At 41.6% G+C, this 25,475-nt stretch carries 20 protein-coding genes; 13 read left to right on the top strand and 7 right to left on the bottom strand.

What is annotated here, in order from left to right; genetic code table 11:
* Positions 1–29: 29 nt before the first annotated feature.
* Entirely contained in the window at positions 30–2,975 is a 2,946-nt protein-coding gene (locus tag PHAL_RS0109245; RefSeq protein WP_029216095.1) for a TonB-dependent receptor, read from the bottom strand.
* Between the two features lie 335 nt (positions 2,976–3,310).
* On the opposite strand from PHAL_RS0109245, the gene PHAL_RS0109240 reads away from it, so the two are divergent.
* Complete coding sequence (locus tag PHAL_RS0109240; RefSeq protein ID WP_016708115.1) at positions 3,311–3,925, top strand: fumarylacetoacetate hydrolase family protein; 615 nt, start codon at positions 3,311–3,313, stop codon at positions 3,923–3,925.
* Here PHAL_RS0109240 and PHAL_RS0109235 read toward each other — a convergent pair.
* From PHAL_RS0109235 to PHAL_RS0109220, 3 genes are all read right to left on the bottom strand, one after another.
* Positions 3,864–4,820 (bottom strand): hypothetical protein, encoded by a 957-nt coding sequence (locus PHAL_RS0109235; protein ID WP_016708114.1) that lies wholly within the window; start codon positions 4,818–4,820, stop codon positions 3,864–3,866. The genes PHAL_RS0109240 and PHAL_RS0109235 overlap by 62 nt on opposite strands.
* Positions 4,821–5,006: 186 nt before the next feature.
* The gene (locus PHAL_RS0109225) at positions 5,007–6,059 is read right to left on the bottom strand and encodes an aldo/keto reductase (RefSeq protein ID WP_016708112.1); all 1,053 of its coding nucleotides are present in this window, start codon (positions 6,057–6,059) and stop codon (positions 5,007–5,009) included.
* Between the two features lie 13 nt (positions 6,060–6,072).
* The gene (locus PHAL_RS0109220) at positions 6,073–6,501 is read right to left on the bottom strand and encodes an acyl-CoA thioesterase (RefSeq protein WP_016708111.1); all 429 of its coding nucleotides are present in this window, start codon (positions 6,499–6,501) and stop codon (positions 6,073–6,075) included.
* Between the two features lie 164 nt (positions 6,502–6,665).
* Between PHAL_RS0109220 and PHAL_RS22920 the strand changes: the two genes are divergently transcribed.
* The 4 genes from PHAL_RS22920 to PHAL_RS0109200 all read left to right on the top strand — a co-directional run bounded on the left by PHAL_RS22920 (position 6,666) and on the right by PHAL_RS0109200 (position 11,512).
* The gene (locus PHAL_RS22920) at positions 6,666–6,869 is read left to right on the top strand and encodes a hypothetical protein (RefSeq protein ID WP_016708110.1); all 204 of its coding nucleotides are present in this window, start codon (positions 6,666–6,668) and stop codon (positions 6,867–6,869) included.
* Positions 6,870–6,937: 68 nt separating this feature from the next.
* Positions 6,938–7,990, top strand: a complete 1,053-nt coding sequence (gene dinB, locus PHAL_RS0109210; protein WP_016708109.1) for a DNA polymerase IV — start codon at positions 6,938–6,940, stop codon at positions 7,988–7,990.
* 189 nt (positions 7,991–8,179) lie between these two features.
* Positions 8,180–9,862, top strand: a complete 1,683-nt coding sequence (locus PHAL_RS0109205; RefSeq protein ID WP_016708108.1) for a carbon starvation CstA family protein — start codon at positions 8,180–8,182, stop codon at positions 9,860–9,862.
* A gap of 126 nt (positions 9,863–9,988) precedes the next feature.
* Entirely contained in the window at positions 9,989–11,512 is a 1,524-nt protein-coding gene (locus tag PHAL_RS0109200) for a M17 family metallopeptidase (protein ID WP_016708107.1), read from the top strand.
* A 178-nt stretch (positions 11,513–11,690) separates the two neighbouring features.
* On the opposite strand, the gene PHAL_RS0109195 is transcribed toward PHAL_RS0109200, so the two are convergent.
* Positions 11,691–12,071: a hypothetical protein gene (locus tag PHAL_RS0109195; RefSeq protein WP_016708106.1), complete on the bottom strand. Its 381-nt coding sequence runs from the start codon at positions 12,069–12,071 to the stop codon at positions 11,691–11,693.
* Positions 12,072–12,381: 310 nt separating this feature from the next.
* Between PHAL_RS0109195 and PHAL_RS0109190 the strand changes: the two genes are divergently transcribed.
* Positions 12,382–13,614 (top strand): Vgb family protein, encoded by a 1,233-nt coding sequence (locus tag PHAL_RS0109190; RefSeq protein WP_016708105.1) that lies wholly within the window; start codon positions 12,382–12,384, stop codon positions 13,612–13,614.
* A 144-nt stretch (positions 13,615–13,758) separates the two neighbouring features.
* Here the strand turns inward: PHAL_RS0109190 and PHAL_RS24515 are convergent, their stop codons facing one another.
* Positions 13,759–16,359 carry a cellulose-binding domain-containing protein gene (locus tag PHAL_RS24515; RefSeq protein WP_016708104.1) on the bottom strand — a complete coding sequence of 867 codons (2,601 nt, stop codon included), beginning with the start codon at positions 16,357–16,359 and terminating at the stop codon, positions 13,759–13,761.
* Between the two features lie 493 nt (positions 16,360–16,852).
* Between PHAL_RS24515 and PHAL_RS0109180 the strand changes: the two genes are divergently transcribed.
* From PHAL_RS0109180 to cyoE, 7 genes are all read left to right on the top strand, one after another.
* Positions 16,853–17,854, top strand: a complete 1,002-nt coding sequence (locus PHAL_RS0109180) for a family 43 glycosylhydrolase (RefSeq protein ID WP_016708103.1) — start codon at positions 16,853–16,855, stop codon at positions 17,852–17,854.
* Between the two features lie 369 nt (positions 17,855–18,223).
* Entirely contained in the window at positions 18,224–18,634 is a 411-nt protein-coding gene (locus tag PHAL_RS0109175; protein ID WP_016708102.1) for a hypothetical protein, read from the top strand.
* 235 nt (positions 18,635–18,869) lie between these two features.
* Complete coding sequence (gene cyoA / locus PHAL_RS0109170) at positions 18,870–19,793, top strand: ubiquinol oxidase subunit II (protein ID WP_016708101.1); 924 nt, start codon at positions 18,870–18,872, stop codon at positions 19,791–19,793.
* Between the two features lie 2 nt (positions 19,794–19,795).
* On the top strand, positions 19,796–21,799 hold the full coding sequence (cyoB, locus tag PHAL_RS0109165) for a cytochrome o ubiquinol oxidase subunit I (protein WP_016708100.1): 2,004 nt from the start codon (positions 19,796–19,798) through the stop codon (positions 21,797–21,799).
* The gene (cyoC, locus tag PHAL_RS0109160; protein ID WP_016708099.1) at positions 21,796–22,416 is read left to right on the top strand and encodes a cytochrome o ubiquinol oxidase subunit III; all 621 of its coding nucleotides are present in this window, start codon (positions 21,796–21,798) and stop codon (positions 22,414–22,416) included. The genes cyoB and cyoC overlap by 4 nt, the downstream gene beginning before the upstream one ends.
* Positions 22,416–22,775, top strand: a complete 360-nt coding sequence (gene cyoD / locus PHAL_RS0109155; RefSeq protein WP_016708098.1) for a cytochrome o ubiquinol oxidase subunit IV — start codon at positions 22,416–22,418, stop codon at positions 22,773–22,775. The genes cyoC and cyoD overlap by 1 nt, the downstream gene beginning before the upstream one ends.
* A 44-nt stretch (positions 22,776–22,819) precedes the next feature.
* Positions 22,820–23,704, top strand: a complete 885-nt coding sequence (cyoE, locus tag PHAL_RS0109150) for a heme o synthase (RefSeq protein WP_016708097.1) — start codon at positions 22,820–22,822, stop codon at positions 23,702–23,704.
* A 131-nt stretch (positions 23,705–23,835) separates the two neighbouring features.
* On the opposite strand, the gene PHAL_RS0109145 is transcribed toward cyoE, so the two are convergent.
* Positions 23,836–25,473 (bottom strand): methyl-accepting chemotaxis protein, encoded by a 1,638-nt coding sequence (locus tag PHAL_RS0109145; RefSeq protein ID WP_016708096.1) that lies wholly within the window; start codon positions 25,471–25,473, stop codon positions 23,836–23,838.
* Positions 25,474–25,475: the final 2 nt, after the last annotated feature.

Raw genomic sequence — 25,475 nt, 5'->3', positions numbered from 1 at the left:
CTTTGCAGCGGCTTTTTGACAACAAAATGCTAGAAAGCGTAGCGGAAGCCAATGTTGTAACGAGCACCGTATTGGTTAGCACGTAACAACTGCTCAGAGTAACGAACATACGTTCGTTGTGTTTCGTCTGTTAAGTTAAGGCCTTCAACAAACACCGTTAACTGCTCATTTACTGCGTAGTTAACATTGATATCCCACTGACCATAAGACTCAGTAAAGATAGGCGATGAATGTTGATCAAAACCAGTTAAGAACTCATCACGCCAGTTATACGATAGGCGAGCAGATAAACCGTTTAAATCATAAATCGCAGAGAAGTTAGCCGAATCACTTAATCCAGGTAAAGCGAATTGATAACCGACAGCATCACGATCAGCTTCTACATCACCAAATACGAAAGTGGCATTAGCAACTAAACCAAAACCGGTATCGCCAAACATATGCTGTGCAGCAAGCTCCCAGCCCCATAAGTTACCTGTTTCGACATTGGTATCGCGGGCAACATCAAAAATAGCGAGTGGATCCGTCGCTGTGCCTGTGATGCCGGTACCTTGTTCAGTGCCTTGGTTTTCATTGATTTTGTCATGAATCGCTTGATCAGACGGTGTGATCCCTTCGGCTGCTAAGTCTTCACGTGCTTGCTCTGCGCGCTCACCAATAAATGGGTCACGAATATCGCCCATGGTTTCTTGAGTTGTTACGTTAACAATGAAATTTTCAACTTGTTTACGGTAATAACCCGCCGACATATAGCTGCCTTCACCATAATAATACTCAAGTGATAAATCGATGTTATCAGACACAAAAGGTTTTAAATCTGGGTTACCTACAGCCACTTTACGCTGGCCGACTTTAGGGTTACCTAAAAATGAAGTCGTTGAACGTAGAGAGTTTACTGGAGGACGAGCCAGTGTGCGGCTATAAGAGAAGCGCGCCATCACGTCTTGCGCAACTTCAACATTTATATCTAAATTTGGTAAGAATTCGCTGGTGCTACCTTCACCATTTGAGAACGTTTGTTCACCAAAATTATATGACCATTCGTTACCATTAACCCAAGTCATACCTGCCGCTGGTTTTTCTAAACTTTTTGATTCAACATCTGTTTTCTCATAACGTAAGCCAACCGCCATGGTGACGTACATATCGTTAAACTCTGTTTCAAAGTTTGCTTGCGTGTAAAATGAGAGTGTTTTCTCGCTAACGCGGTGATCATTATCAATTGGACCAGATTGCACTTGACCATTTACATCAGCAGGCCAGCTACATGCACCAATACCGCCATCTGGGTGGTCGCAATCAATACTTTCTGCAATGGCTACAATCTCATTAAAATCAGCATCGTAGTAGTAGTTAAGTAGTTTGTCGCTACCACCACCTGAAAAGCCATCGAGTAAACCTGAACTATCAACACGAGTAAATAAGCTATCATCGTACCAATCTGCAGAGTTTAGCCACCAACCAGCGGCTAACTGCTCTGAGTAGGATTGCGTAGTACGAAACTCAATTTTAGTATGTGACACACCAAAATTAATGCTTGAAAGGGCGCCACTGTTTTCGTTATACCAAGTACTCTTAAGCTGATATTGATCAAGGTCGTTGGTGTTTGTATCTTTATTAACTCCAGCAAACAAAGTTCCCATATCACTTGGTAGTATTTCTGCTTGGCCATTAGTTAAAGTCATATCGATAAGTGGAATTTCGCCTTGGCTAAAGTCTGCCATTTTTTCATCGATATTGACTGTTGGGTTTTCACACCAATCACATGATGTGTTACCTATGATCATAAATGCATCGTGGCCAATACCAACACCTGCGCTTTCGGCAGAGGAGTTATGGGCATCAAACTCAATGTTGAAATTGTCAGTCACTTGCCAATCAAGGTTTAAACCTAACGATTTATTTTCGTTGGTGGTTGCACCGCGATTTAAGTTAGTTGAATAGTCACCACCAAACTCACTTACTTGCGTGTACGTACCATTTTCATTGATGTTTGCTGAATTTACGTTACCCCCGTTATTGAACCACACACCAAAACTGCGGCCATCTTTTTCAAACTCAAGTTTTGAATAAGTGTAATCAAGCGTTGCGGTAAGCTTTTCAGAGGGGGCGTATTGCAGTACTAGCTGACCATTGGTGCGTTTACGGGTGTTGTCTGAAAATGCATAACCGGCATTTTGTGGATACCAAGTGGTGCCATCCGCACGTTGGTTATTATCGGTGAGTGATAAGCCTGGTGATGCTGAAATATCCACATTTGGGATCCAGTTATCAACTGCCATTGATTGCTCGCGGTTGTCGCGCTCTTGAACTGAACCTGAAATTAAAATACCAAATTTGTCATCATTAAATGTGTTGCTATAGATACCTGAATATTCTGGAGTAATATCTTTGCCAGTTTCATTAGACGTGTCGTGTACTGCTTTGGCACCAACCGAAGCATGTAAGCCTGGATTAGATAATGGTTTTGCGGTACTGATATTAACGGTTGCGCCAATACCACCACTTGGAATATCTGCGCGGGCTGTTTTATAAACCTCAACACCACTCACACTCTCGGTTGCGATGTCTGCGAAGTCGAATGAGCGGCCACCGGTAGTTGGCATTTGGCGGCCATTTAACGTGACTAAGTTAAACTCTGGGCCAAAACCACGTACAGTAATTTTGCTGCCTTCACCGTTACTACGGTCGATTGATACACCTGTGATCCGTTGCAGCGATTCAGCAAGGTTAGTATCAGGGAATTTACCAATGTCTTCTGAGGTGATTGCGTCTACAACACCTGCCGATTGGCGCTTAATATCCATAGATTTCACTAAACTGCCGCGAATACCTGAAACTTGAATAACTTCTATATCGGTTTTTGCTGTGGGCTCTTCTTCGGCAACAGCTGTATGGGGAATTAGCGCACTTAAACCCATAGCCATGGACAGGCTAATGGCAAGCTGCTTTTTCTTGAAATGTGTGTGGTTCATGCAAATCTCCAGATCTGGTTTTTATTGTTGCGTATAATGTAAGCGCTTACATTTAGTTATAAAAAAAACCGCCGAACCCGATTTTATTTATGTAACCGCTTACATTAAGTTAGTAGAAAGTAAAACAATCGTCAATAGTTATTAGTTTTTGTACCCACGGTTAATTGGTATGTTTATGTTATTATTAGAAATATTAAACAATAATTGTATGCTTATTAGCTGTTCAGCTGCGGTTTAAGTGGCAAATATAGAGATTATTGTATGATAATGCTTGTTAATAACCTTAATTTGTTACCACTATTAGCGACACGATACGTGCATGAGGAAAATTTGAAATGAATACTGTTAAAGTTGCTGGGCAACGAGTTATACCCAATAAAATTATCTGTATTGGTCGGAATTATGCTGCACACATTGCTGAGCTGGGGAATGAAACCCCTAGTGAAATGTTGTTATTTACAAAACCAAACAGTGCTATTAGTGAACAGTTGCATAGTCAACATAATCAAGACATCTTACATTTTGAAACTGAACTGTGTTTTATTGTTAAAAATAATCAACTCAGTGCTGTAGGCCTTGGCTTAGACTTAACTAAACGAGCAGTGCAAACACATTTAAAAATGAAAGGCTTGCCATGGGAGCGAGCGAAAGCGTTTGACGGTTCGGCATTATTTAGCGAGTTTGTGCCAATTAATAGTGCACAGCAATTATTTAGTTTTAAACTAATGATTGATGGTCGTATACAGCAACAAGGTAATTGCGAGTTAATGATCAATAAAGCAGATGCCATCCTAACGGAAATTAGCCAATTTATGACCTTGCAAGATGGCGATATTATAATGACAGGCACCCCAGAAGGGGTTGGTGAAGTCAGCAAAGGCAGTGAGTTTATTGTTCAGCTTTATTTGGATTCTCAACGGCTGCTGGAGCAGCATTGGCTGGCCGATTAACGTTTAATATTTGCTGCTGATAGTGGGTGATAAAGTCAGGAAAAGTCGATTCAAGCCACTGTCTTTGTGATGCTTGGTATTGAACTGATGGTAAAATAGTGTGCTGTAATACTTGGTTAATTTGCTGAAGCGCATTATTAGCAAAGTTATTTGGCGCGTTTGAAGAGCAGCCGACAGCTCCTAAAACTAAGTTACTTTGGTGATTAGCAATGGGTAACGCAACCACATTACTTAACTCGCTAAAGCGGTTGTAATAATCAGCTAGAAACGGATAGTCAATTGTGTAATCAATATAGCCGTGGTTAAGTCGTGCAATCACGGCTCTACTTTCGTTTTCGCTGCTCCAGCTCAACGAAGCATTTTCGTAGCTTTTAGTATTGCGGGCTATTTCATTTATTTCCTGAGTAAACTTTCTTGCGGCGGTTTGACCAAAAATAAAGTGTGTGTCGGTGAGTAGATTAATGAGTTGTACAGGATCACCATGACGTAAGCTAATTGCCTCAGCGTTTGCTGGGGTTGTTATTATATTGAACGGCGGATAAACCGTCGTTGGCATTGAGTAGGTTACTCTGTCAGTGCTTTTTTCCCGGTGGATCATACATGGGTAGCAAGCCATTTGTCCTTCATCTAAATACTTACCGATACGCTTTTGAGGTAGCAATAAGCGGGTATGTTTTATATTGGGTAATGTTTCAATAAGTTGTTCAATTAAATAATCGCATAAACCACCATCTGGTGCATGTGTACTTTTCTTTAAATGGAACGGTGCTGTATCGCTTTGCAGCCAAGTGATTTCGCTAACCGTATTATTTGCTGCGGCGTTAGCACTTGCCAAGAAGATAAGGAATATGCTGATAAAATGCCATTTCGCCAACAGAGTGTTATTTGTTTGCATATTGATACGTTATTTAGATGTACAACTATTTGATTACCATGCTACTAAAGTAACTAGTTATTTAATAGTGGTTATTTTATTGTTTGCTTTGCTTGCAGCCCAGCTTTATACCTAAGCCCCTGTGAAACGCTAAATTCTGCATCTTGAGGTAGTTTGGGTAAATAACCAAAAGCTGGGCTTTTTTGTTTAGAATGGCATTGGGTATTGTCTAAATATTGCATCAATATCAGTGAGTGCTTGCTCACTTAATTCGATATTAAATGCGTCAATGTCTTCTTTTAATTGCGCTAAACTGGTTGCACCTATAATTGATGAGGTAACACCATCAACTTGGTCGCACCATGCCAGCGCCAACTGTGCTGGGGTTAATTGATATTGTTTGGCAATTTCAACGTAGTGACTAATTGCTTGCTGCGATTGTGCTGTATCACGGAACAAACCGTTACGTTGCACTAAGGTCCAGCGGCTTCCTTGCGGGCGAGCGCCATTTAAGTATTTACCCGTTAACATACCGCCTGCAAGTGGTGACCATGGCAGATAGGCAATATCTTCATGAATACATTGCTCGATTAAATAAGGCCAATCCTTGGCGTGCAATAAGCTAAACTCATTTTGAATCGATACCATGCGCGGTAAATTGTGCTGCTCACTTAAGCGTAAAAACTGGCTAATCCCCCAAGGAGTGTCATCAGAAAGGCCGCAATGTTTAATTTTTCCTGCTTTAACACAGTCATTTAACCCTTCAAGAATGTCTAACATACTTGCAGTCTGCTGCTGTGTGTTGGCATCACTAAAGCGGATCATACCTGGCCATTGCTTGCTAAAGTGCGGGGATTGGCGATTTGGCCAATGTAATTGGTATAAATCAATGACATCGGTTTGTAGGCGTTTTAATGATTCATCAACGGCGCTGATCACGGCTTGACGCGTAATATCTCCACCATCACGCACCCAAGATAGACCATTACCGGCTATTTTAGTTGCCAGTACAATGTCATTGCGTTTATTTGAATTACGCGATAACCAGTTCCCTATGATTTGCTCTGTTTTGCCGTAAGTGTCAGGTGTGGGGGGGATCGCATACATTTCAGCGGTATCAATAAAATTAACGCCTTGATCTAGGGCATAGGCAATTTGCTCATCGGCGTCAGCTTGATTATTTTGCACGCCCCACGTCATGCTGCCTAAGCACACGCGTGACACATTGATGCCACTCCTACCAAGAGGGTTATAACGCATAATGATTCCTTATTTAATTTTGCGAGTAGGTTTTAAGAGCTGCTAAAAGAGGCTCGCTTAAATTGGCTTTTTTGCCAGTTTTAAAGTTGAACATCACCACTTGCGATGAGCCAATAGTTGTTAACGCGTTTTGTGCTTGACTAAACACGTTGTAATGCATCATAAAGCGATCAGCTTGAATGTCGCTAATTGTGACGCCTACCAGCACTGTATCTGGAAAAGTAACTGGGCGCTTATAACGCGCGTTGTTTTCGCTGATCACAGGTCCTACACCGGTTTTTTGTAGATCTTCGAGTAAATTAATTTGATTAAAAAAATCAATTCGGGCGGTTTCAAAATAACGGAAATAAACGACATTATTAACGTGTTGTAAGGCATCCATTTCACCCCAAGCAACATTAATTTTGGTGTGAATAGGGTGTTGTTCTATAAACGATTGCATAAACAAACTCGATTACTGTAATGAACGCTCAGGTTAGCAATATGCTGCTTTTAGCTCAAGAAAATTAGAAAAATCACCAAAACATGCTAACTTTAGTAGTTCACGCTTACGTAAACGATAGATATAGTTTGGCTATATTTTTTGATGATTTAAAGGAGCAAATTATGAACGTGGTTGCAGCAAAAATTACAAAGTGGTTGGCCCTGCTTGCACTGTTGTGTTTAGCAATTACTTGCTACGCAATGGGAAATGCCTCGGGAGCAATAGCTTTAGTTATCCTTGGTTTTGTCTTTGAAGGAGTATTTTGGTTATTTGGTCATAAATTATTTTCACGTAAAAAAAGTATAGAAGAACAATCCCCCAGTTGATAACTTGCTAATTAGGGTAAAGTTAATTAATAATAACTGTTCATATATACAGTTGTTTGGTTTTGGAAATGAAAAAGTTTATTCATATCGACATGGATTGCTTTTATGCCGCGGTAGAAATGCGCGACAATCCAGCGTTAGCTAATGTACCGTTGGCTATAGGTGGTAATAGCCGAAGAGGCGTATTGTCGACGGCCAATTATATTGCTCGTGAATACGGTGTGCGCTCGGCGATGTCAAACTATCATGCTAAACAACGCTGTCCTGATTTAGTGATTGTGCCTGGTCGCATGCAAGTATATAAAGCAATCTCCCAACAAATTCGTGCCATTTTTCAGCGTTATACCGATTTAATTGAGCCCCTTTCCTTAGATGAAGCCTACCTTGATGTCACCGACAGCACAGCATGTAAAGGCAGTGCCACGTTAATGGCTGAGCAAATACGTGCCGATATTTTTGCGGCAACGGGTTTAACCGCATCGGCGGGGGTGGCGCCGATAAAGTTTATTGCCAAAATTGCCAGTGATGAAAATAAACCAAATGGTCAATTTGTGGTGTTACCTGAGCAAGTTGATCAGTTTTTAGCACAATTACCTTTAGGTAAAATACCAGGGGTTGGTAAAGTCACTTTAGAGAAACTCAATTTAAAGGGCTTATATACAGGTGCAGATGTGTGCGAAAAAGGCGTTAATTGGATGCAACAGCATGTTGGTAACTTTGGCGTTTCCTTGTATCAAAAATGTGCGGGCTTATATATAGGCTCCGTATCGACGGAGCGAGTGCGTAAATCTTTAAGTGTTGAACATACCTACGAATACAATAAAACCAGCTTACAAGAGTGCCTAGATCAGCTACCTATTTTGCTAGAGGAACTGACTCGGCGGTTAACAAAACAGCAATTACAACAGCGTATCAATAAACTCAGTGTGAAAGTTAAATTTGCTAATTTTGTGGTGACATCGGCAGATCAGTCCTATCATCAAATTGACACGGCTATATTTACTGAACTGTTAAGCAAAGCGTATCAACGTGGTCAGCAGCAACCGGTACGATTACTGGGTATTGGGATTGGTGTAAAAAACGAGCCGCAACAGCACCTTCAGTTAAGTATATTAGACTAAAGGTTTAGAGTGTTTTTTGCTCAAACCTTGCTAGTGTAGAAAATGAACAACACACATTTATATAATCAACCTGGACTCTGGATAGAGGTTTACTAATATATTGATTTAAATTCATAAATATTAGTCACAGTCTCCAGCTGGAAATAAATTTATTATCCAGAGCTTAGGTTAACAATAAGAGAGAGAGCTATGCAATCAGTTGTAATTGTACTGCTGGGTATGGTCGGAATGCTTTTTGGTTGGTTTGTTTATTCTAAATTTATCGCCGAAAAGATTTTCAAAATGGATGACAGTTTTGTCACCCCAGCACATGAACTCGAAGATGGTAAGGATTTTGTGCCTACCAATAAAGTGGTGCTTTGGGGGCATCATTTTACCTCTGTCGCGGGGGCTGCGCCCATTGTTGGTCCTGCGATTGCTGTTTATTGGGGCTGGGTGCCTGCCGTGTTATGGGTTGTACTGGGCACTATCTTTTTTGCCGGTGTGCACGATATGGGCGCACTATGGGCCAGTGCGCGAAATAAAGGTAAATCAATGGGCGCACTTTCCGAAACCGTGATTGGTAAACGTACTCGTGCGTTATTTATGATTGTGGTTTTTTTGGTGTTACTAATGGTTAATGCGGTGTTTGGGGTGGTGATTGCAAAATCATTTATTAGTAGCCCGAATGCGGTTTTCCCCGCTTGGGCTGCAATTGTGGTGGCGTTAGTGATTGGCCAATTGCTGCGTAAAAAAGTCTCTCTCATACCGCTGTGTTTCATTGGTGTGGGGATTTTATATTACACCATCTATTTAGGTAGTAGCATGCCGATCACTTTGCCTGACGAGTTATTTGGTTTAAGCGCGAATGCTAACTGGATTGTGATCTTATTTGTTTATGCAGCAATCGCCTCTTTGTTACCTGTATGGATGTTGTTACAACCGCGAGATTTCATCAATGGCATGCAGTTATTGGTGGGTTTAGTACTGTTATATGGTGCAGTGTTTGTTTCTATGCCTGATATCACCGCCCCTGCGTTTAACACTCAAACGGCGATAGATACTCCGAGTATTATTCCATTATTATTTGTGACGATTGCCTGTGGCGCGGTGTCTGGGTTTCACGGCATTGTATCATCGGGTACTAGCTCTAAGCAGCTCAATAAAGAAACTGATGGCCGTTTTGTTGGGTATTTAGGTGCTGTGGGCGAAGGCATGTTAGCACTGATCACTTTGGTTGCTGTAAGTGGGGTTGCACTTGCTGTATCTCCCGAAGAATGGCATGAAATATACAGCCATTTAGGTGCCGGTAGTGTCGCAGCTTTTGTCAATGGTGGCGCGAATCTCATCGAAACTGGTTGGGGCATTTCCAACGAAATAGCGTCAACCTTATTGGCTGTTATGGTGGTGCTGTTTGCTGGTACGACGATGGACTCAGGCGTGCGTTTACAGCGTTACATCATCCAAGAGTGGGGTGATATTTATAATATTAAAGTGATTAAAAATGGTGTAATAGCCACACTTATTGCAGTGCTAAGTTGTTTATTATTAGCCTTTGGTGCTGGTGGCGCAGATGGCAGTGGTGGCATGATCATTTGGCCGTTGTTTGGTTCAACAAATCAAATTTTAGCGAGTCTTACCTTATTAGTTATTTCAGTGATGTTGATCAAAGCAAACCGCCCAGCTAAGTACACGCTTATTCCAATGAGTTTTGTGTTAGTGATGGCATTTTTTGCTGGTGTGATCAAACTAGGCGAGTACTACCAACAAGGTAACTGGTTATTAGTGACATTGGATATTATTGTTTTAATCATTAGTGTATTGGTGATGCTAGAAGCGTGGTCTGTCATTGCAAAGCATCGCGCTGAAAATAAATCGCAGGGTAAGGAATAGCCGATTTATTTCACACTGTAACTGCAAGTTGCCAGCGGCATATTAGCTTGTCGTGGTTTGCTGGCAATAGCTATTTAAATCAATGATAATAAGGTCCTTAGTTTTTTCGACAACAGGACCTTTTTTATGGCATATCCTCACGCAGTTGCAGCTCCGCAATTAGATAACGCAAAACATGATGCGCTTATTATTATTGCCGATAATTTTTCTGAATTAGACGATCCAAATCTAAGCCAAGCGATTAAATCGCAAATGGCCGTAGATGCACGTATCGGGAAACAAGTTACATTCCTTGTGGTTGACTCAAAGCGCGTGATTTTAGCGCCAACAGGTCCGTTAAACCGTGATTATGATGATGTTCGTCGTTATTTTGATGCCGCTAAACTTGCTATTAACGAAGCGAAAGCATCAGGCAGTACTAAACCTGCTATTTATTTACCGCAAGCTAGCCAAGACAGCCGTTATCAGTATGCCTTAGAAGTGGCTTATTTAGGAGCATGCCAAGCGCTGTGGCAGCCGCTTGAAGCGCGTGAACATCATGGTGAAAGCATTGAGCCTATAACCCAAATTGCGCTATTTGGTGCCAATGAGCAAACAATTAAAGCTGTAAATGCGATTGCTGCTGGGCAATACGCGGCGCGTGACTTATGTGGTACTGAACCTGAGCGTATGGCTCCCCCGCGCTTTGCTGATTACTGCGTCGATTTATTTAAAGGTTCTAAAGTCAGTGTTGAAGTGATTGCAGATATTGCGACGATTGATAAAGAGTACCCAATGATGAGTACAGTTGCTCGCGCTTCATATGCCGTAGAGCGTCATCATCCACGCGTTGTAAAGCTTGAATATGTGCCAGAGGGTGAAGTAACGCGCACCTTGATGTTTGTTGGAAAAGGCTTAGTGTACGATACCGGCGGCGCAGACTTAAAAGTCGGTGGCTTTATGGCGGGTATGAGCCGTGATAAAGGCGGCGCAGCTTCAGTTGCTGGGTTTATGAAATCAGTGGCGGACTTTGCTCCTAAAGGCGTCAAAGTGATTGCCTTTTTAGCCGTTGTACGTAACTCGATTGGTTCTGATTGCTTTGTACCAGATGAAATTATCACTAGTCGTGAAGGTGTACGTGTGCGAATCGGTAATACCGATGCAGAAGGTCGCTTAGCAATGGGCGATTTACTCAGTGAAATGAAAGAGCTTGCTAAAACTGCAGTTAATCCAGAGATTTTTACGGTTGCTACATTAACCGGTCATGCTGCTCGCGCCATGGGACCATACAGTGCATATGTGGAAAATGGCCCTGCACGTGCCGCTCATATCTCTCGTAAATTAGCTGATTGTGGCGATTTATGGGCAGATGGTGCTGAAGTATCTCGTAGTCGCCGTGAAGACTATGATTTTATCAAACCACGTACACTCGCCGATGATGTGCTATCAAGTAACAATGCGGCATCTGCGGTAACTGCTCGCGGACATCAATTTCCAATGGCGTTCTTAGCGATTGTCGGCGGCCTTGATAAACATGGCACCGACTCTGCTCAGCCAATTCCATATGTGCATATGGATATTGCTGGAAGCGGTGTTGAAGGTGGCGATTGGCAGCATGGTAAACCTACTGCTGCAGGCTTAAGCAGTTTATTTGCACGTTACTGTTTATAGTATTTAGAGTTTAGCTATACGTAACCCCGCCATTTAGTATGGTGGGGTTGTGATAGCTTTTGCTTTGTGATTAGTGTTTTATCGTTAGATCGCTAATTTAATGGCAATTGATAAGCGCGTGGAGGAAGTTACCCTCTTTAATATCCCCAGTACTTCTACAAGCACAAGCCCGATATCTTTAGTTTGCTTGTGTTTCTGTGCCGAGTAAGGCATCAATGTAGGCGAGCTCCTCGCTAAAAATACCATTCATAAATGCGCTTTGCTCACTGATCACTCCCTCATTAGGCTGTGCCTTATAGTCATGTTGGCAGCGAGTTAGTTCGTTGGCTAACCATTGACATACATTGGTTGTCGTCTTTATTGCTGTACTTAAAAAAGATGACCATTTTATTTTTTGTAAATTAAAACGGTATAACATGACTGCAACTAAGCTATAGGCTTTTTGTTCAGCACTGACGATGTGTTCATGAGTTAGTTTGTCGTTATTAAGTAGCTTGGTGCGGCTCAGTGCTTGTTGTAGTGCGACTTGTTGTGGCTTACTTAAAAAAGTGCTTGTCATAATGTGCTGCTGGCCTCTATAAACTAGTTACAATCAAATTTAGCATTCAATAGTTGACCCCAACTTTGGTTAAGGTTAAGCAAAGCGTTTTACGACTCATACAACACCAAAAAATGCAGTAATAGTGATAGCAAAGTGGGACTGACTCTTTACTGAATTAAGCAAACACAATTGTAATTGGGTCGGTTATTTAACCTACAGCTTACTTTTCTATAATTAAAAATATTTGCTCTCTCACAAGCGCATTATTAAAGCATAGCAAAGGCATTTTCTCTGTGCTTTAATAATTAAAACAAGGGGGGGGGGCGTTATGAGTAACTATAAGTTTTTATTTAATAAGTATATTGCCACAACGGCTGTGTTAGGTGTATTTGCAGCAGCTGTATCAGCCGAAAATAAACAATCAAGTCAATTAGTTGAGCAGCTTTGCTCTACATGTCATAGTTTAAGCAATCTAAAGCGCAGCGCAGGTTATAGTAAGGAAGACTGGCAAACGCTTATTAGCTACATGGTTGATACTGGGGAAAATAGCAACTTAAAAGAAGATATAGGTGAATATTTAGCAACTCATTATCCTGTAAATACTCATCGCGGATCAACCGTTGTAGAGGGTGATATCAAGCTACAGTTTAAATATTGGCAAGTACCAACACTTGGGCAGCGTGCACGCGATCCTGTACAAGGTAAAAACGGTATTATTTGGTGGGTTGGCCAATGGGGGAATATTTTAGGACGATTAGATCCTAGTACTGGCGCTATGCAAGAATACCCTTTACCCCGTGGCACGTATGCGCACAGTGTGTCGCTTGATAAAAATCAAACCCCTTGGTTCCTAGGTAATAAAAATGGCACTGTAGGGTATTTAGATTTAGTCACAGAGCAGTTTAAAGTTTATAAAATGCCTGATGAAAATGCCCGTGACCCACACACCGGTGTATTTGATGAGGCGGGAATATTTTGGTTTACCCTGCAACACAGTAATATGATCGGTAAACTTGATCCTAAAAGTGGTGACATACAGCTTGCTACTTTACCAACTAAGGGTTCTCGTCCTTACGGTATAAAGCTTGACTCAACCGGTACCCCCTGGGTTTCATGTAATGGTAGTAATTGTTTAGTTAAGGTAGATAAAGGCACAATGAAGCTTAGCGAAATTAAGTTACCAGGTGCTAAAACACACACTCGACGACTTGCTATAACACCTAATGATATGATTTTTTATGTTAATTCAGGAATGGGTAAACTAGGTCGTTTTAATCCAAAAACGGGGAAAATCACCGAGTGGGATAACCCAAGTGGTGAAGATAGTCACCCGTACGCAATTGAATATGCAGATAATGCAATTTGGTTTAATGAGTCAGCAAAACGACCTGAAACCTTAGTTAGATTTGACCTTGAAAGCGAAACGATGCAAAGCTGGCAAATACCCAGTAAAGAAGGGGTTTACTCCGGGTTGATCAGGCATATGCGAATGGGTAATAAAGGGCTAATTATTCACCAAACAGCGACTAATCAATTAGCAGAGATCACTTGGTCAAAGTGACTTGAATATTTCGACTGAATACAGCGTTCTTAGTGTAAATCAGCGATCTAATTTTATAGTTTTTTGATATAAAAATGCCTACAGGTTAAAACCAGTAGGCATTTATCGGATTCGCTGATAATTTAATTATGCTAATTTTTGTTTTTACTGAGGGTTTAAACCTAGCTTTTGTAGTACCAGTTTAAAGTTAGCGCGGCGCTCGGCAATCGCGTGTACTTCACCACTAACAGGGCAGTGGTCATCAGGGCAACCACGATTTACTATACCAGATACCGCATCCACAAAGGCTGTGCCTTGCAAGCCACCATCAACATATTTTTTCAGCTCAGCGTGATAGTTCCAATCTGCGTATGGGCCACCTTCATTACTGTAAGCCTGCACTGAATTTACCCAAAAGAATAAACCGGCAATCCATTTTATTTCTTTATGTTCCTCTGAGCTACAAACAAGTCCAGGGTTTGAGCATAAATCGAGGTCAGCGTATAACGGGCTTTCAGGTGCTGGAGCAACTGTTGTACCATCAACCGTTGTGCCTATGGTATCAGGGTCAACATGTGAGCGGCCAACGAAGTGATTTAGAGTACCGAAATTTTGGCGTCCTGTAGTTTGAATTACACCACGGCCCCACCAACCACAGCCTTGGACACTTTCGTCACTACCATCCCAAATAAAACTACCAGCTTTTTGACCTACATATTGCTTACATTCGTCACGCTCATACACTTGTTTAGAAGTATCAATGGCTGTGGGAACCGTATTACAGTGCCCTGCGTTGGTCCAGCGACCAACTTTGCCGTTAACGAGTAATCCTTGCTCAGCAAGTACGGCATCAGGGGCAACAAAGATAGGGGCCGGTGCGCCATACCATTTAGCGTGAGTCGTCGCTGTTTGTTCCATTTTTTCATCACGAGGGCATGAATAAGGGTGATCTTTTCCTGATACCGGATGCACACCATAATCAGCATATTTTTGACCTAACTGACCACAACTGGCTGTCATTGGATAATCGACAGCCGCGCCGTATTTTACCTCAGACCAATTGTTTTCATCGCATGCATCAAAGCGTATGGTTTCTTGCATACTTTGTGATAAGAACGCGGCAATAGCGACTTTCGCGTAAATAGCATTTGTAGCGTCGTCGGCATTGCTATCAATTAACCAGAATTTCTCGCCAGCTACACCTACGTTATGCATAGAGTTTAGGCCTGTTAAAAAGTCTGCCCATTTATAGATAGTTGATGGAACCCACGTTGAATTAGGTGTTTCATACAAGAAAACTTCACTATCCATGACTGTTTCAGCATTTGTTAAGTCATTGTTTAGTGATGTAATACTTGTCAGTGCAGTAACATTAGCTGGGGCGCCAACATAGTAAAGTGGAACGGTATTACTCTGATAACGATTTATTTTACTACTTAAGTCAGCGCTATCTGTATCAAAAATAATCGCAAAAATATTGTTATGTGCGGCTTTACGAATATGACTTTCACCTAGGGTATTACCCATAAAGTAAGTCGTTGCCTGTGTTGTTGGTACAGAAGACAGTAGTGCAGGGGATTGCACGAAATCAGTGACTTGTTTAACGTATTCCAAAGCATTATGCCATTGATCAGCAGTTAAACTTGCAGAGTTACTTGATTTAGTAAAAGCAATAAAGTCAGCTTTTGCAGCGCCTTTATAAAGCGTGAGCGTATCGAGGAGGTCGGCAGTGGCTTTTGCCGCAGCATTCCAAACGGAACGTTTACCTGAGTGGTTGTCGTAAGCAAAATCACCAATACTTAATGACCATCCAAAGGTTGCATTGGGTGCCAGCTCACTCATAATTAAGTTTTGCGCCTGAGCCCACCCTGCAGCATCATCACTTAAAGCATCAATATCTGCGACATTGATGCTGTGAGTATTTGTTGTAGCTAGTGCATCAGTTAATGCTTGTTTAACACTAATTGAACCTAAAGAGAGCCCTTTATCTTGAGTGATATTATCCAGTACGTTGCTTTGTAGAATGACAGATGAAGTCCCCGCTTGCGTAGCAAGCTGGATCAGAGCTACAAAGCCATCAGTTAATTTAGTGATATCAGTTAAGTCTGTGCTATTTAAAACCGTTGCAGTGGTGGTTAAAGGAGCTGGTGATGATGGGCTTGCAACCACAAAGTGGCTCGGCCAACCAGGCATTTCTAGATTAACCGGATCACTTGTATTCGGTAGCGAAAGCAAGGGCGCAGTACCTTGCTCAGTACCGTCACAGTTCACTTTCCAATTCCAGGTATCGTCGCTACCTGGACGAGAAGATGTTTCCCATTTCGCGGTGTAAGCAATATACTCATCGTTAACCAGTATATCGCCTGCTTTAGCGACAGTTCCTTGGTTCCAAATCGTATAGTCTTTACATATCTCACCTAGCTTAGGATCAGTTGTCACAGGTGGGTCGGTAGGGTCAGTCGGATCTGTTGGGTCAGTTGGATCCGTTGTATTACCGCACTGATGCTCAAAAGCCCAACTACCATCACTACCAGGTACAGAGTTGGTGTACCACTTTGCCTTGTAAGCACTCCCTTCATGTTGCATTAAGTCACCACCATTTGCATGGCTTGGATTACCCTGCCAGTCTACTTGGGGGAAGTTAGGATAGGTATTGATAGCATCACAGCTGGCGGCAAAAACGTTGCCTGATACTACAGCGCTGGTGGCAAGTGATACAGCAATAAAAGTTTTACTGGGTTTACGCCCAATCAGGGGACTCTTCATTTTACTTTCCTTACTTTATAATTTTAGTGCGACAATTAGTGGTTAATTACATTTGGTGTAACTTTTGGTTATCATTTTTTTAACATAAAAATAAATTAGCACGCGCCTGACAGCGCTGTCAAATGCATTAGGCAAGAAAATAAACAGTCATATACTAGGTTTTATGGGTGGGTAATTTTTAATTGCTTGATATTTAATAGTTAATTTATCTATATACGGGACAAAAACTATAGATTGAGCTAAAAAATATTTTATAAAGAATTGTTAATCGATATTTGCAGTATTATTTCAGGGCCTAGGCGTGTTGTAATGTGTGCAAAAAGTTGGGGATTTAGTCCATGTTTTTATCATAATTACTGGGGTTTTATGTTGGTTAACCACCCATTATTGTGATTTATAATTACTCTCACATTATTAAAAATAATGTTATATTTGTGTTTTATATAAAAAGTAATAAAATAATACAAATTGAAATTAATAATCAGGTTGAATGATGACAGTACAAACAAATAGTCCGTTAGTAGAGCAGCGGGCCGACCCATTTGTGTATAAGCACAGCGATGGTTTTTATTATTTTACAGGTTCAGTACCAACATATGATCGGATTGAGCTCAGAAAATCAAAAACATTAACTGGTCTTAAAAGCGCTGAAACCTTTGATATTTGGTTTAAGCATGACAACGGCCCAATGAGTCGCCATATTTGGGCTCCAGAAATACATTACTTAGATGGTAAATGGTATATCTATTTTGCTGCCAGTGAAGAAACAGATATTTGGGCGCTGCGCCCTTATGTACTTGAATGTAAAGGCCAAGATCCACTTAATGATGAGTGGATTGAATTAGGTATGATGCAAGCTGCTAAGGGCGATGATAAGTCCTTCACTGATTTTTCATTGGATGCGACTATTTTTGAAAATAACGGTAAACGTTACTTTTGTTGGGCTGAAAAAACGGGAGGGCAATTTGCTGCATCTAACTTGTATTTAGCTGAAATGGAATCGCCTATTAAGCTAAAAACCGTGCAGTTTATGCTAACAACTCCTGATTATGATTGGGAGCGCGTTGACTTTTGGGTGAACGAGGGGCCAGCCGTATTAAAACATAATGGCAAAATCTTTATTGCTTTTTCAGCCAGTGCCACAGGTGCATGTTATTGTATGGGTTATATGGAAGCCGACGAAAATGCTGACCTACTTGATCGTAACTCTTGGACTAAAACGCGTATGCCGGTGCTTGAAACTGACGTTGAGAAGCAAATTTATGGCCCAGGTCATAACTGTTTTACAGTGGCAGAAGATGATGTAACACCGTTATGTATCTATCATGCACGTGATTACGAAAGTGCTATTGGTGAACCAAGTGTAGTACCAAAAACTGACACGCGGCCACTAGCTGAAATTGTTAAAGATCCACTTTATGATCCAAACCGTCACGCACGTGCTTTGGAAGTAAAATATGATGAGAATGGCCGACCATTGTTTGCGCTTTACTAAGGTCTGATTATCTTTGTAGTTTGATTTTTGAGCACCTTATATAACCAAGCCAGTATTTGCTTGTTAGCTAGGTAGAGCCTAAACAGTGTGCTTGCCCTCTAAAGCCGTCAATAGGCTGTTTATAGGATTCAGACTAGATTGCATCAGTTTTTTCCTGAAATATCAGCGGGGGTTTGCTAAAAGCAAACGCTTAGCTAAAAAAATAGTCAACTTCGCTGTTTTTCACTTGTAGCTTGTGTTGACTTTGCTATAATCCTCCCGAAATTTCAGTAATTACTGAAACTTTATTGATGTAGATCATACTAACAAAGTAAGAAATAGCGTAGGCGCTGTTTCTTACTGCATACTAAATCTATAAGGCCAGTACGTTTGAACTCAAAAAATTGTCCAAAAGCACTACTGCAAACAACGTTTACACGTTGGCAGCTGCGTGCGCGTACAGTTTTTGCCGGACGTGAACTGTTCTCTGCATTAGTTATTTTATTAATTAATTCAGCTATGTTGATAAATGGCAGTGTTGAAGAGGCAACAGAGTTAAAGAGTTTGTTAACTGAAGGGGCTGCAGAGTCGTCTTTAATTAATGTATTGAGTTTTTTAGCGTATCCGGTTGTTTCATGCCAGTTGTTAATTGGTTTATGTTGGTTGATTTTTCACTTTTTTCCAGCACGTCGTGCTGGGGTTATTTTACGTAAAGCAGCCTTTGCTTTTCGTGCTCCTAAAGCATCACTTGTTGTACACAGCGCTCACGGCTGCCGTGCTCCACCTCTTGTACTTGGTTGAACGCTACTCGTTATTGATGGCTTGACTGAGTTAGTCGCTTACTAATTTCGTTTCTTCACTAATAATGCTTAGCCGCAGTGTGTCTGCGATTCGGCCACCCCTATTAAATTTCCTTAGTGTTTAAAGCTGTTGTTATAGGTTTTAACCGCATCAGGAATAGTTTAAACCGTTGTTTTGACCTTGGTATTCTTGGGTAAGGCAGCACACGTCAAATTTTAGGTTGTAGGATAGTCCTTTGTTAATTCGAAACCTCTGTAATATTGCTCTGGGCACCGTTGTGCTCGCACTAACCGGCTGTAAAGGTGGCGTGCTTGATCCAAAGGGGCAAATTGGGATAGATGAAAAAAATCTGATTATTATCGCCACAGTGCTAATGCTAATTGTGGTTATTCCCGTCATTGTCATGACCTTGTACTTCGCGTGGAAATATCGTGATGGACAAGATCAGCAAATTTATGCGCCCAAATGGGCACACTCAGGAAAAATTGAAGCTGCCGTCTGGGCTATTCCTATTGTAATAGTGATTATTCTAGGTGTTATCACTTGGCAATCAACACAACAGCTTGATCCTTATAAACCTCTTGAAGGCAAAGGTAAGCACCTAACTGTTGAAGTGGTGTCGCTGAATTGGAAATGGTTATTTATTTATCCTGAGCAAGGTATTGCTACGGTAAATGAATTGGTTTTCCCAGCCAATGTACCTGTGGAATATAAAATCACCTCAGAAAGTACTATGAACTCGTTTTTCATTCCTCAGCTTGGTAGTCAAATTTACTCAATGGCGGGCATGGAAACCAAATTGCACTTAATTGCCAATGAGCCGGGTACGTTTAAAGGTTTTTCGGCTAATTACAGTGGTGCAGGATTTACCGGTATGAAGTTTAATGCCATCGCTACACCCACTGAGGCTGATTTTGACAAGTGGGTAAACAAAGTAAAGGGCCAAGCCAATACGCTTGCAAAAGCTGATTACGATGCATTGGCATTACCGAGTGAAAATAACCCAGTAACTTATTTTGGTGATGTTGAAGAGGGCTTGTTCCACACCATCGTTATGAAGTACATGCAAGCTCACGGTGATATGAACAAGATGCACAAAGCCATGCCGCAGCACAGTGGTCATGCAAATCACACAATGCACAGTGAGGGTGAGGAATAATTATGTCGTTATTAGGTAAATTATCGTTCGATGCCATTCCGTTTCATGAACCTATTTTGATGGTGACATTAGCGGTGGTTGTGATTGTTGGTGCATTGATTGCGGCCTTAATCACAAAGTATAAAAAATGGGGCGTGCTATGGCACGATTGGATCACTTCTATTGATCATAAACGCCTAGGCGTGATGTATATTATTCTTGCATTGATCATGCTGTTTCGGGGCTTTTCCGATGCCATCATGATGCGTGCGCAATTGGCGTTAGCCACAGGTGGCGCATCAGGCTATTTACCGCCAGAGCATTATGATCAAATCTTCACCGCGCATGGGGTGATCATGATCATTTTTATGGCAATGCCATTTATGATTGGTTTAATGAACATTGTATTACCATTGCAAATTGGTGCGCGTGATGTGGCATTTCCGTTTTTAAATAACTTAAGTTTTTGGTTAACTGCTGGTGGTGCAATATTAATTAATATTTCATTGTTTTGTGGCGAGTTTGCAAAAACGGGTTGGGTGGCGTATCCGCCGCTATCGGAGATGTCTTTTAGCCCCGGAGTCGGGGTCGATTATTATATTTGGGCGCTGCAAATATCCGGTATTGGTACGTTATTAACGGCGGTAAACTTTTTAGTGACCGTATTTAAAATGCGTGCCCCTGGTATGCGATTAATGCAAATGCCTATTTTTACTTGGACTTGTACATGGGCAAATATCTTAATTGCTGCATCATTCCCAATCTTAACCGCAGTGTTGACTATGTTAACCCTCGACCGTTATTTAGATTTTCACTTTTTTACTAATGCCGCAGGCGGTAACGCCATGATGTATATCAATCTATTTTGGGCTTGGGGTCATCCTGAGGTTTATATTTTGATTTTACCTGCGTTTGGTATTTTTTCTGAAGTTATCTCTACCTTTACTGGAAAACGTTTGTTTGGTTATAAATCAATGGTTTATGCCAGCGGTGCAATTTCAATATTAGGCTTTGTAGTATGGCTACATCACTTTTTCACTATGGGATCCAGTGCCAATGTAAACGCTTTTTTTGGCGTAATGACTATGGTCATTGCGGTGCCCACCGGTGTGAAATTGTTTAATTGGCTATTCACTATTTATCGTGGCCGCTTACGTTTTACGGTGCCAGTACTTTGGACGTTAGGCTTTATGGTGACCTTTACAGTGGGCGGGATGACAGGGGTATTACTAGCTATTCCCGGGGCTGATTATGTTCTGCACAACAGTTTATTCCTGATTGCTCACTTTCATAACACTATTATTGGTGGAGCGGTATTTGGTTACTTAGCTGGCTTTGCATTTTGGTTCCCCAAAGCAATGGGCTTTAAACTTCACGAAGGATGGGGAAGAGCATCATTCTGGTGCTGGTTAGTCGGTTTCTTTGTTGCATTTATGCCGTTATACGTACTTGGCTTCTTAGGTATGACGCGTCGCTTAAACCACACAAATAATCCAGATTGGAATATTTGGTTGTACATTGCTTTTGTTGGTGCAGTGATCATTATGTTCGGTATCTTATTCCAAGTTGTGCAGCTGTTGGTGAGCTTTAAAAACCGTCAAGCACTTAAAGATACAACCGGCGATCCGTGGAATGGCCATACGCTTGAGTGGTCAACATCGTCACCGCCGCAATACTATAACTTCGCGACAATACCGCATGTGCACGATATCGATACTTGGACTGACATGAAAGAAAAAGGCCAAGCATATCAGCAAAAATCGAGTTATGCGCCTATCCATATGCCAAAAAATACCGCGGCAGGGGTGATGATGAGTGCCTGTTTTACCACATTCTGTTTTGCCATGATCTGGCATATTTGGTGGCTGGCCATTGTCGGTGTAATTGCTGGAGCCGCAGTATTCTTTAAACGTTGTTATACCAGTGACGTTGATTACTACGTGCAACCAGAAGAAATTCTTGAAATTGAAAGTGCACATAATGCCAGTGCAACAACATTTAACCAAGGTAAGGAGTTCAGCGCATGAGTTCGATCCCTGCTGATATAAATATCATCAATCATGATGCTCATGCTCACGAGCATCATGATACAGGCGGCGATACGGTATTTGGTTTTTGGCTTTATTTAATGACCGACTGCTTATTGTTTGCTTCATTTTTTGCAACCTACGCTGTGCTTTATATGAACACCGCCGGTGGTGTGTCGGGTAAAGATATTTTTGAACTGGACTTTGTTGCGGTTGAGACCGCAGCACTACTACTGAGTAGTATCACTTTTGGTTTTGCGATGATCTCTGCTCATGCGCAAAAGAAAGCCACAACTTTAATTTGGCTGGCCATTACTTTTGCTTTTGGTGTTGTGTTTATCTCCATGGAAGTCTATGAATTTCATCATTTAATTGCTCATGGTAATGGCCCGCAGCGTAGTGCATTTTTGACCTCGTTCTTCTCATTAGTAGGGTTACATGGTCTGCACGTAACCGCAGGCCTAATATGGATGGCGACGATGATGATTGAAGTGTCACGTCGTGGTTTAAACCCTGCCACGGTTACTCGCTTAAGCTGCTTAAGCTTGTTCTGGCACTTTTTAGACGTGGTGTGGATCTGCGTATTTACCGTTGTTTACTTAATGGGGGTGATGTAATGAGCCACAGTGAATCACATGTATTAAACGAGTTACAAACGCAAAGCCATAGCGATGCCGCACACGGCAGTGTTAAAGATTATTTAATAGGTTTTGTTTTATCAATTGTACTGACAGCTATACCATTTTGGGCTGTGATGAGTGGTACTTTGTCAAAACCAACGACTTTTGCGTGTATCGTGGTAATGGCCATAGTGCAAATTTGGGTGCACTTAAAATACTTCTTGCACCTTAACTTTACTACCGAAGACGGTAAAGCCAGTTCGTTATCGTTCATCTTCAGTGCGCTGATCATCGTGATGGTAGTAGGGCTGTCGGTATGGATCATTTACGAATCGAACGCCATGATGATGTACTAGCCCCAGCTAGTACATTGTTAAAAGCAAAGAATAGGGGACAGCAGATGTTTCGTCGTTATTTAAAGGTCACTAAACCCGGTATTATTATGGGCAATGTGATTTCGGTTGCGGGTGGTTTTTTACTTGCTTCGCGTGGTGATATTGATGGCTGGCTAATGCTTGCTACATTAGTTGGTTTATCGCTGGTAGTAGCCTCTGGTTGCGTAATCAATAACGTGATTGACCGTGATATTGATATTCGCATGGCGCGCACGCGAACACGGGTAACTGTAACGGGGGAGATGTCTGCGAAGACCGCTTTGCTGCATGGTACAGCACTTGGCGTAGTTGGCTTTGCTCTACTAGTGATTTTTACTAACTGGATTGCAGTGTTTTTTGCTGTGTTTGGTTATGTTATTTACGTGGGTGTTTATAGCTTATATATGAAGCGTCGCTCAGTATATGGCACATTTGTAGGCAGCTTATCTGGTGCTGTACCACCAGTCGTTGGTTATTGCGCCGTGACGGCACAGTTTGATACAGGTGCATTGATTTTATTGGTAATGTTTAGTTTATGGCAAATGCCACACTCTTATGCGATTGCTATTTTTCGCTATAAAGACTACCAAGCTGCGCGCATTCCAGTGCTGCCAGTAGCGCACGGTATTGATAAAGCTAAGCATCATATTGTGTTGTATATCGCAGTCTATGCGTTAGTGGTGATGTTATTAACCATTGGTGGTTATACCGGAATGGCGTTTTTAGCCGTTGCTTGTACCACTAGTTTTTGGTGGTTGTTAATGGCGCTTAGAGGCTACCGCCGTAACATTGATATTAGTGGTTGGGCGCGCCAAGTGTTTGCGTTTTCAATCCTTAATATTACTGCGCTAAGCATTGCTATGGCAGTTGATTACCAAAATCTCACACCACATTTACTTGCTATAAGTTAACCGAGTTAATTCCAAAGTTGACCAAAGGCTCTGAGTTATATCGAGGAGCCTTTTTTATGTCTACGGTACGGCAAACTTTACTCTTTGTATAGGTGAGTGCCGCACATCAAATCCATGTGCCGTCACTTTAATTAATCTAATTTAAAGCGACTAACGACATCACTTAATTCTTGGCTGCTGTGTTTTAAGTTATCGCTGGCGCCAGAGAGTTGTGCTGTATTTGCTAATGAATGCTCAGTTGATTGTGACAATTCATTAATACGTAAATTAACTTCATCGGCAGCACTGGATTGTTGTTCAGTCGCACGGGCAATTTGACCATTCATATCGGTGATCACCGACACGAGTCGCTCAATCTCAGTTAATGAGGTGTTGGCAGTGCCAGCTTGCTCTACGGTGCTACTGGAAAGTTGTTGGCTTGCAGTAACAGCTTCAACAGCTGCTTGAGCACCCTTTTGCAGTTTAGCTATCATGGCTTGAATTTCATCAGTACTTTTACCTGTACGACTTGCCAGTGTACGCACTTCATCGGCAACTACGGCAAAACCACGGCCTTGTTCACCTGCGCGCGCCGCCTCAATTGCGGCATTGAGCGCGAGTAAATTGGTTTGTTCCGCAATTCCTCTGATCACATCAAGCACTGAGCCAATATTGTTACTTTCTTGGGCTAAGTCTGCTGTTACTTGGCTTACGGTTTCAATATTCTGTGATAGAGTTTCAATAGCTTTAATTGTTTTTGCTACGATTTCCTTACCTTGTGAGGCATTACTTGCAGCATCAACGGCTGCATGCTCGGCGGCTTCAGCATTACGACTTACATCATGAATTTGATGGGTCATTTGCTCCATTGCTGCTGCTACTTGGGTTGAGCTGTCGTTTTGCAGTTCAATAAAAGAATGATTGGTTTTACTCGCATCATCCACAGTTTGCGCATGATGGTTTACATCATAAGCATTTGTTGCCACTTGCTTAAGTGATTCACGAATTTTTGTGGTGTATAAATTAAAGTAGCGCGATAAACGCGATACTTCATCATTACCGCTTTCATCTAACACTTGTGTTAGATCACCTTCACCTTGAGAAATATCTTTCATCATATCGGCTGCAAGTTGTGTAGGTAATAAGATGCTACGTGCAATCAGATAACTTAAAACAATGAATAGTAATAGAATAATACAAGCATTGATGATCACTAGGGTTTGTAGATCCGAAAAAGCTTCATCAATCGTATCTAAATAGACTCCTGAACCAATGATCCACTGCCACGGCGTAAAGCCTTTCACAAATGCAATTTTATCTACAGGCTGCTCTTTGCCAGGCTTTGGCCATTTGTAAGGTACAAAACCGCTACCTTGCTGTTTTACTATGTTTACCATTTCAACAAACAATAGCGTGCCATCGGGATCTTTGTTGTTAGCTAAAGATTTACCATTCAGTGCAGGTTTAATTGGGTGCATCACCATGTTTGGTTGATAATCATTGATCCAATAATAGTTGTTTTCGTCATAACGCATGGCAGCAATGGTATCTAAGGCATGTTGTTGGGCTTGCTGTTTGTTGAGAGTGCCATTTTGCTCTAATGAGTAAGCGTGGCTAATAATACTATGAGCGGCTTCTACCAAGTTCTTTGTTTTAGTGTATTGCTCAGTTTTTAAAGAACTGTATTGTTGTGTAAGACTCGTGATACTTAAAAAAAGTAAGCCAATTACCACTACACTGACCAGCATTGCTAAACGCTGAAAAATTGTAAAACGGCGGAGATACGACATAG

Source organism: Pseudoalteromonas haloplanktis ATCC 14393, assembly GCF_000238355.1.
GTDB lineage: Bacteria > Pseudomonadota > Gammaproteobacteria > Enterobacterales > Alteromonadaceae > Pseudoalteromonas > Pseudoalteromonas haloplanktis.
The sequence above is the reverse complement of the archived record's forward strand: the minus strand, read 5'-3'. Positions and strand labels throughout refer to the sequence as shown.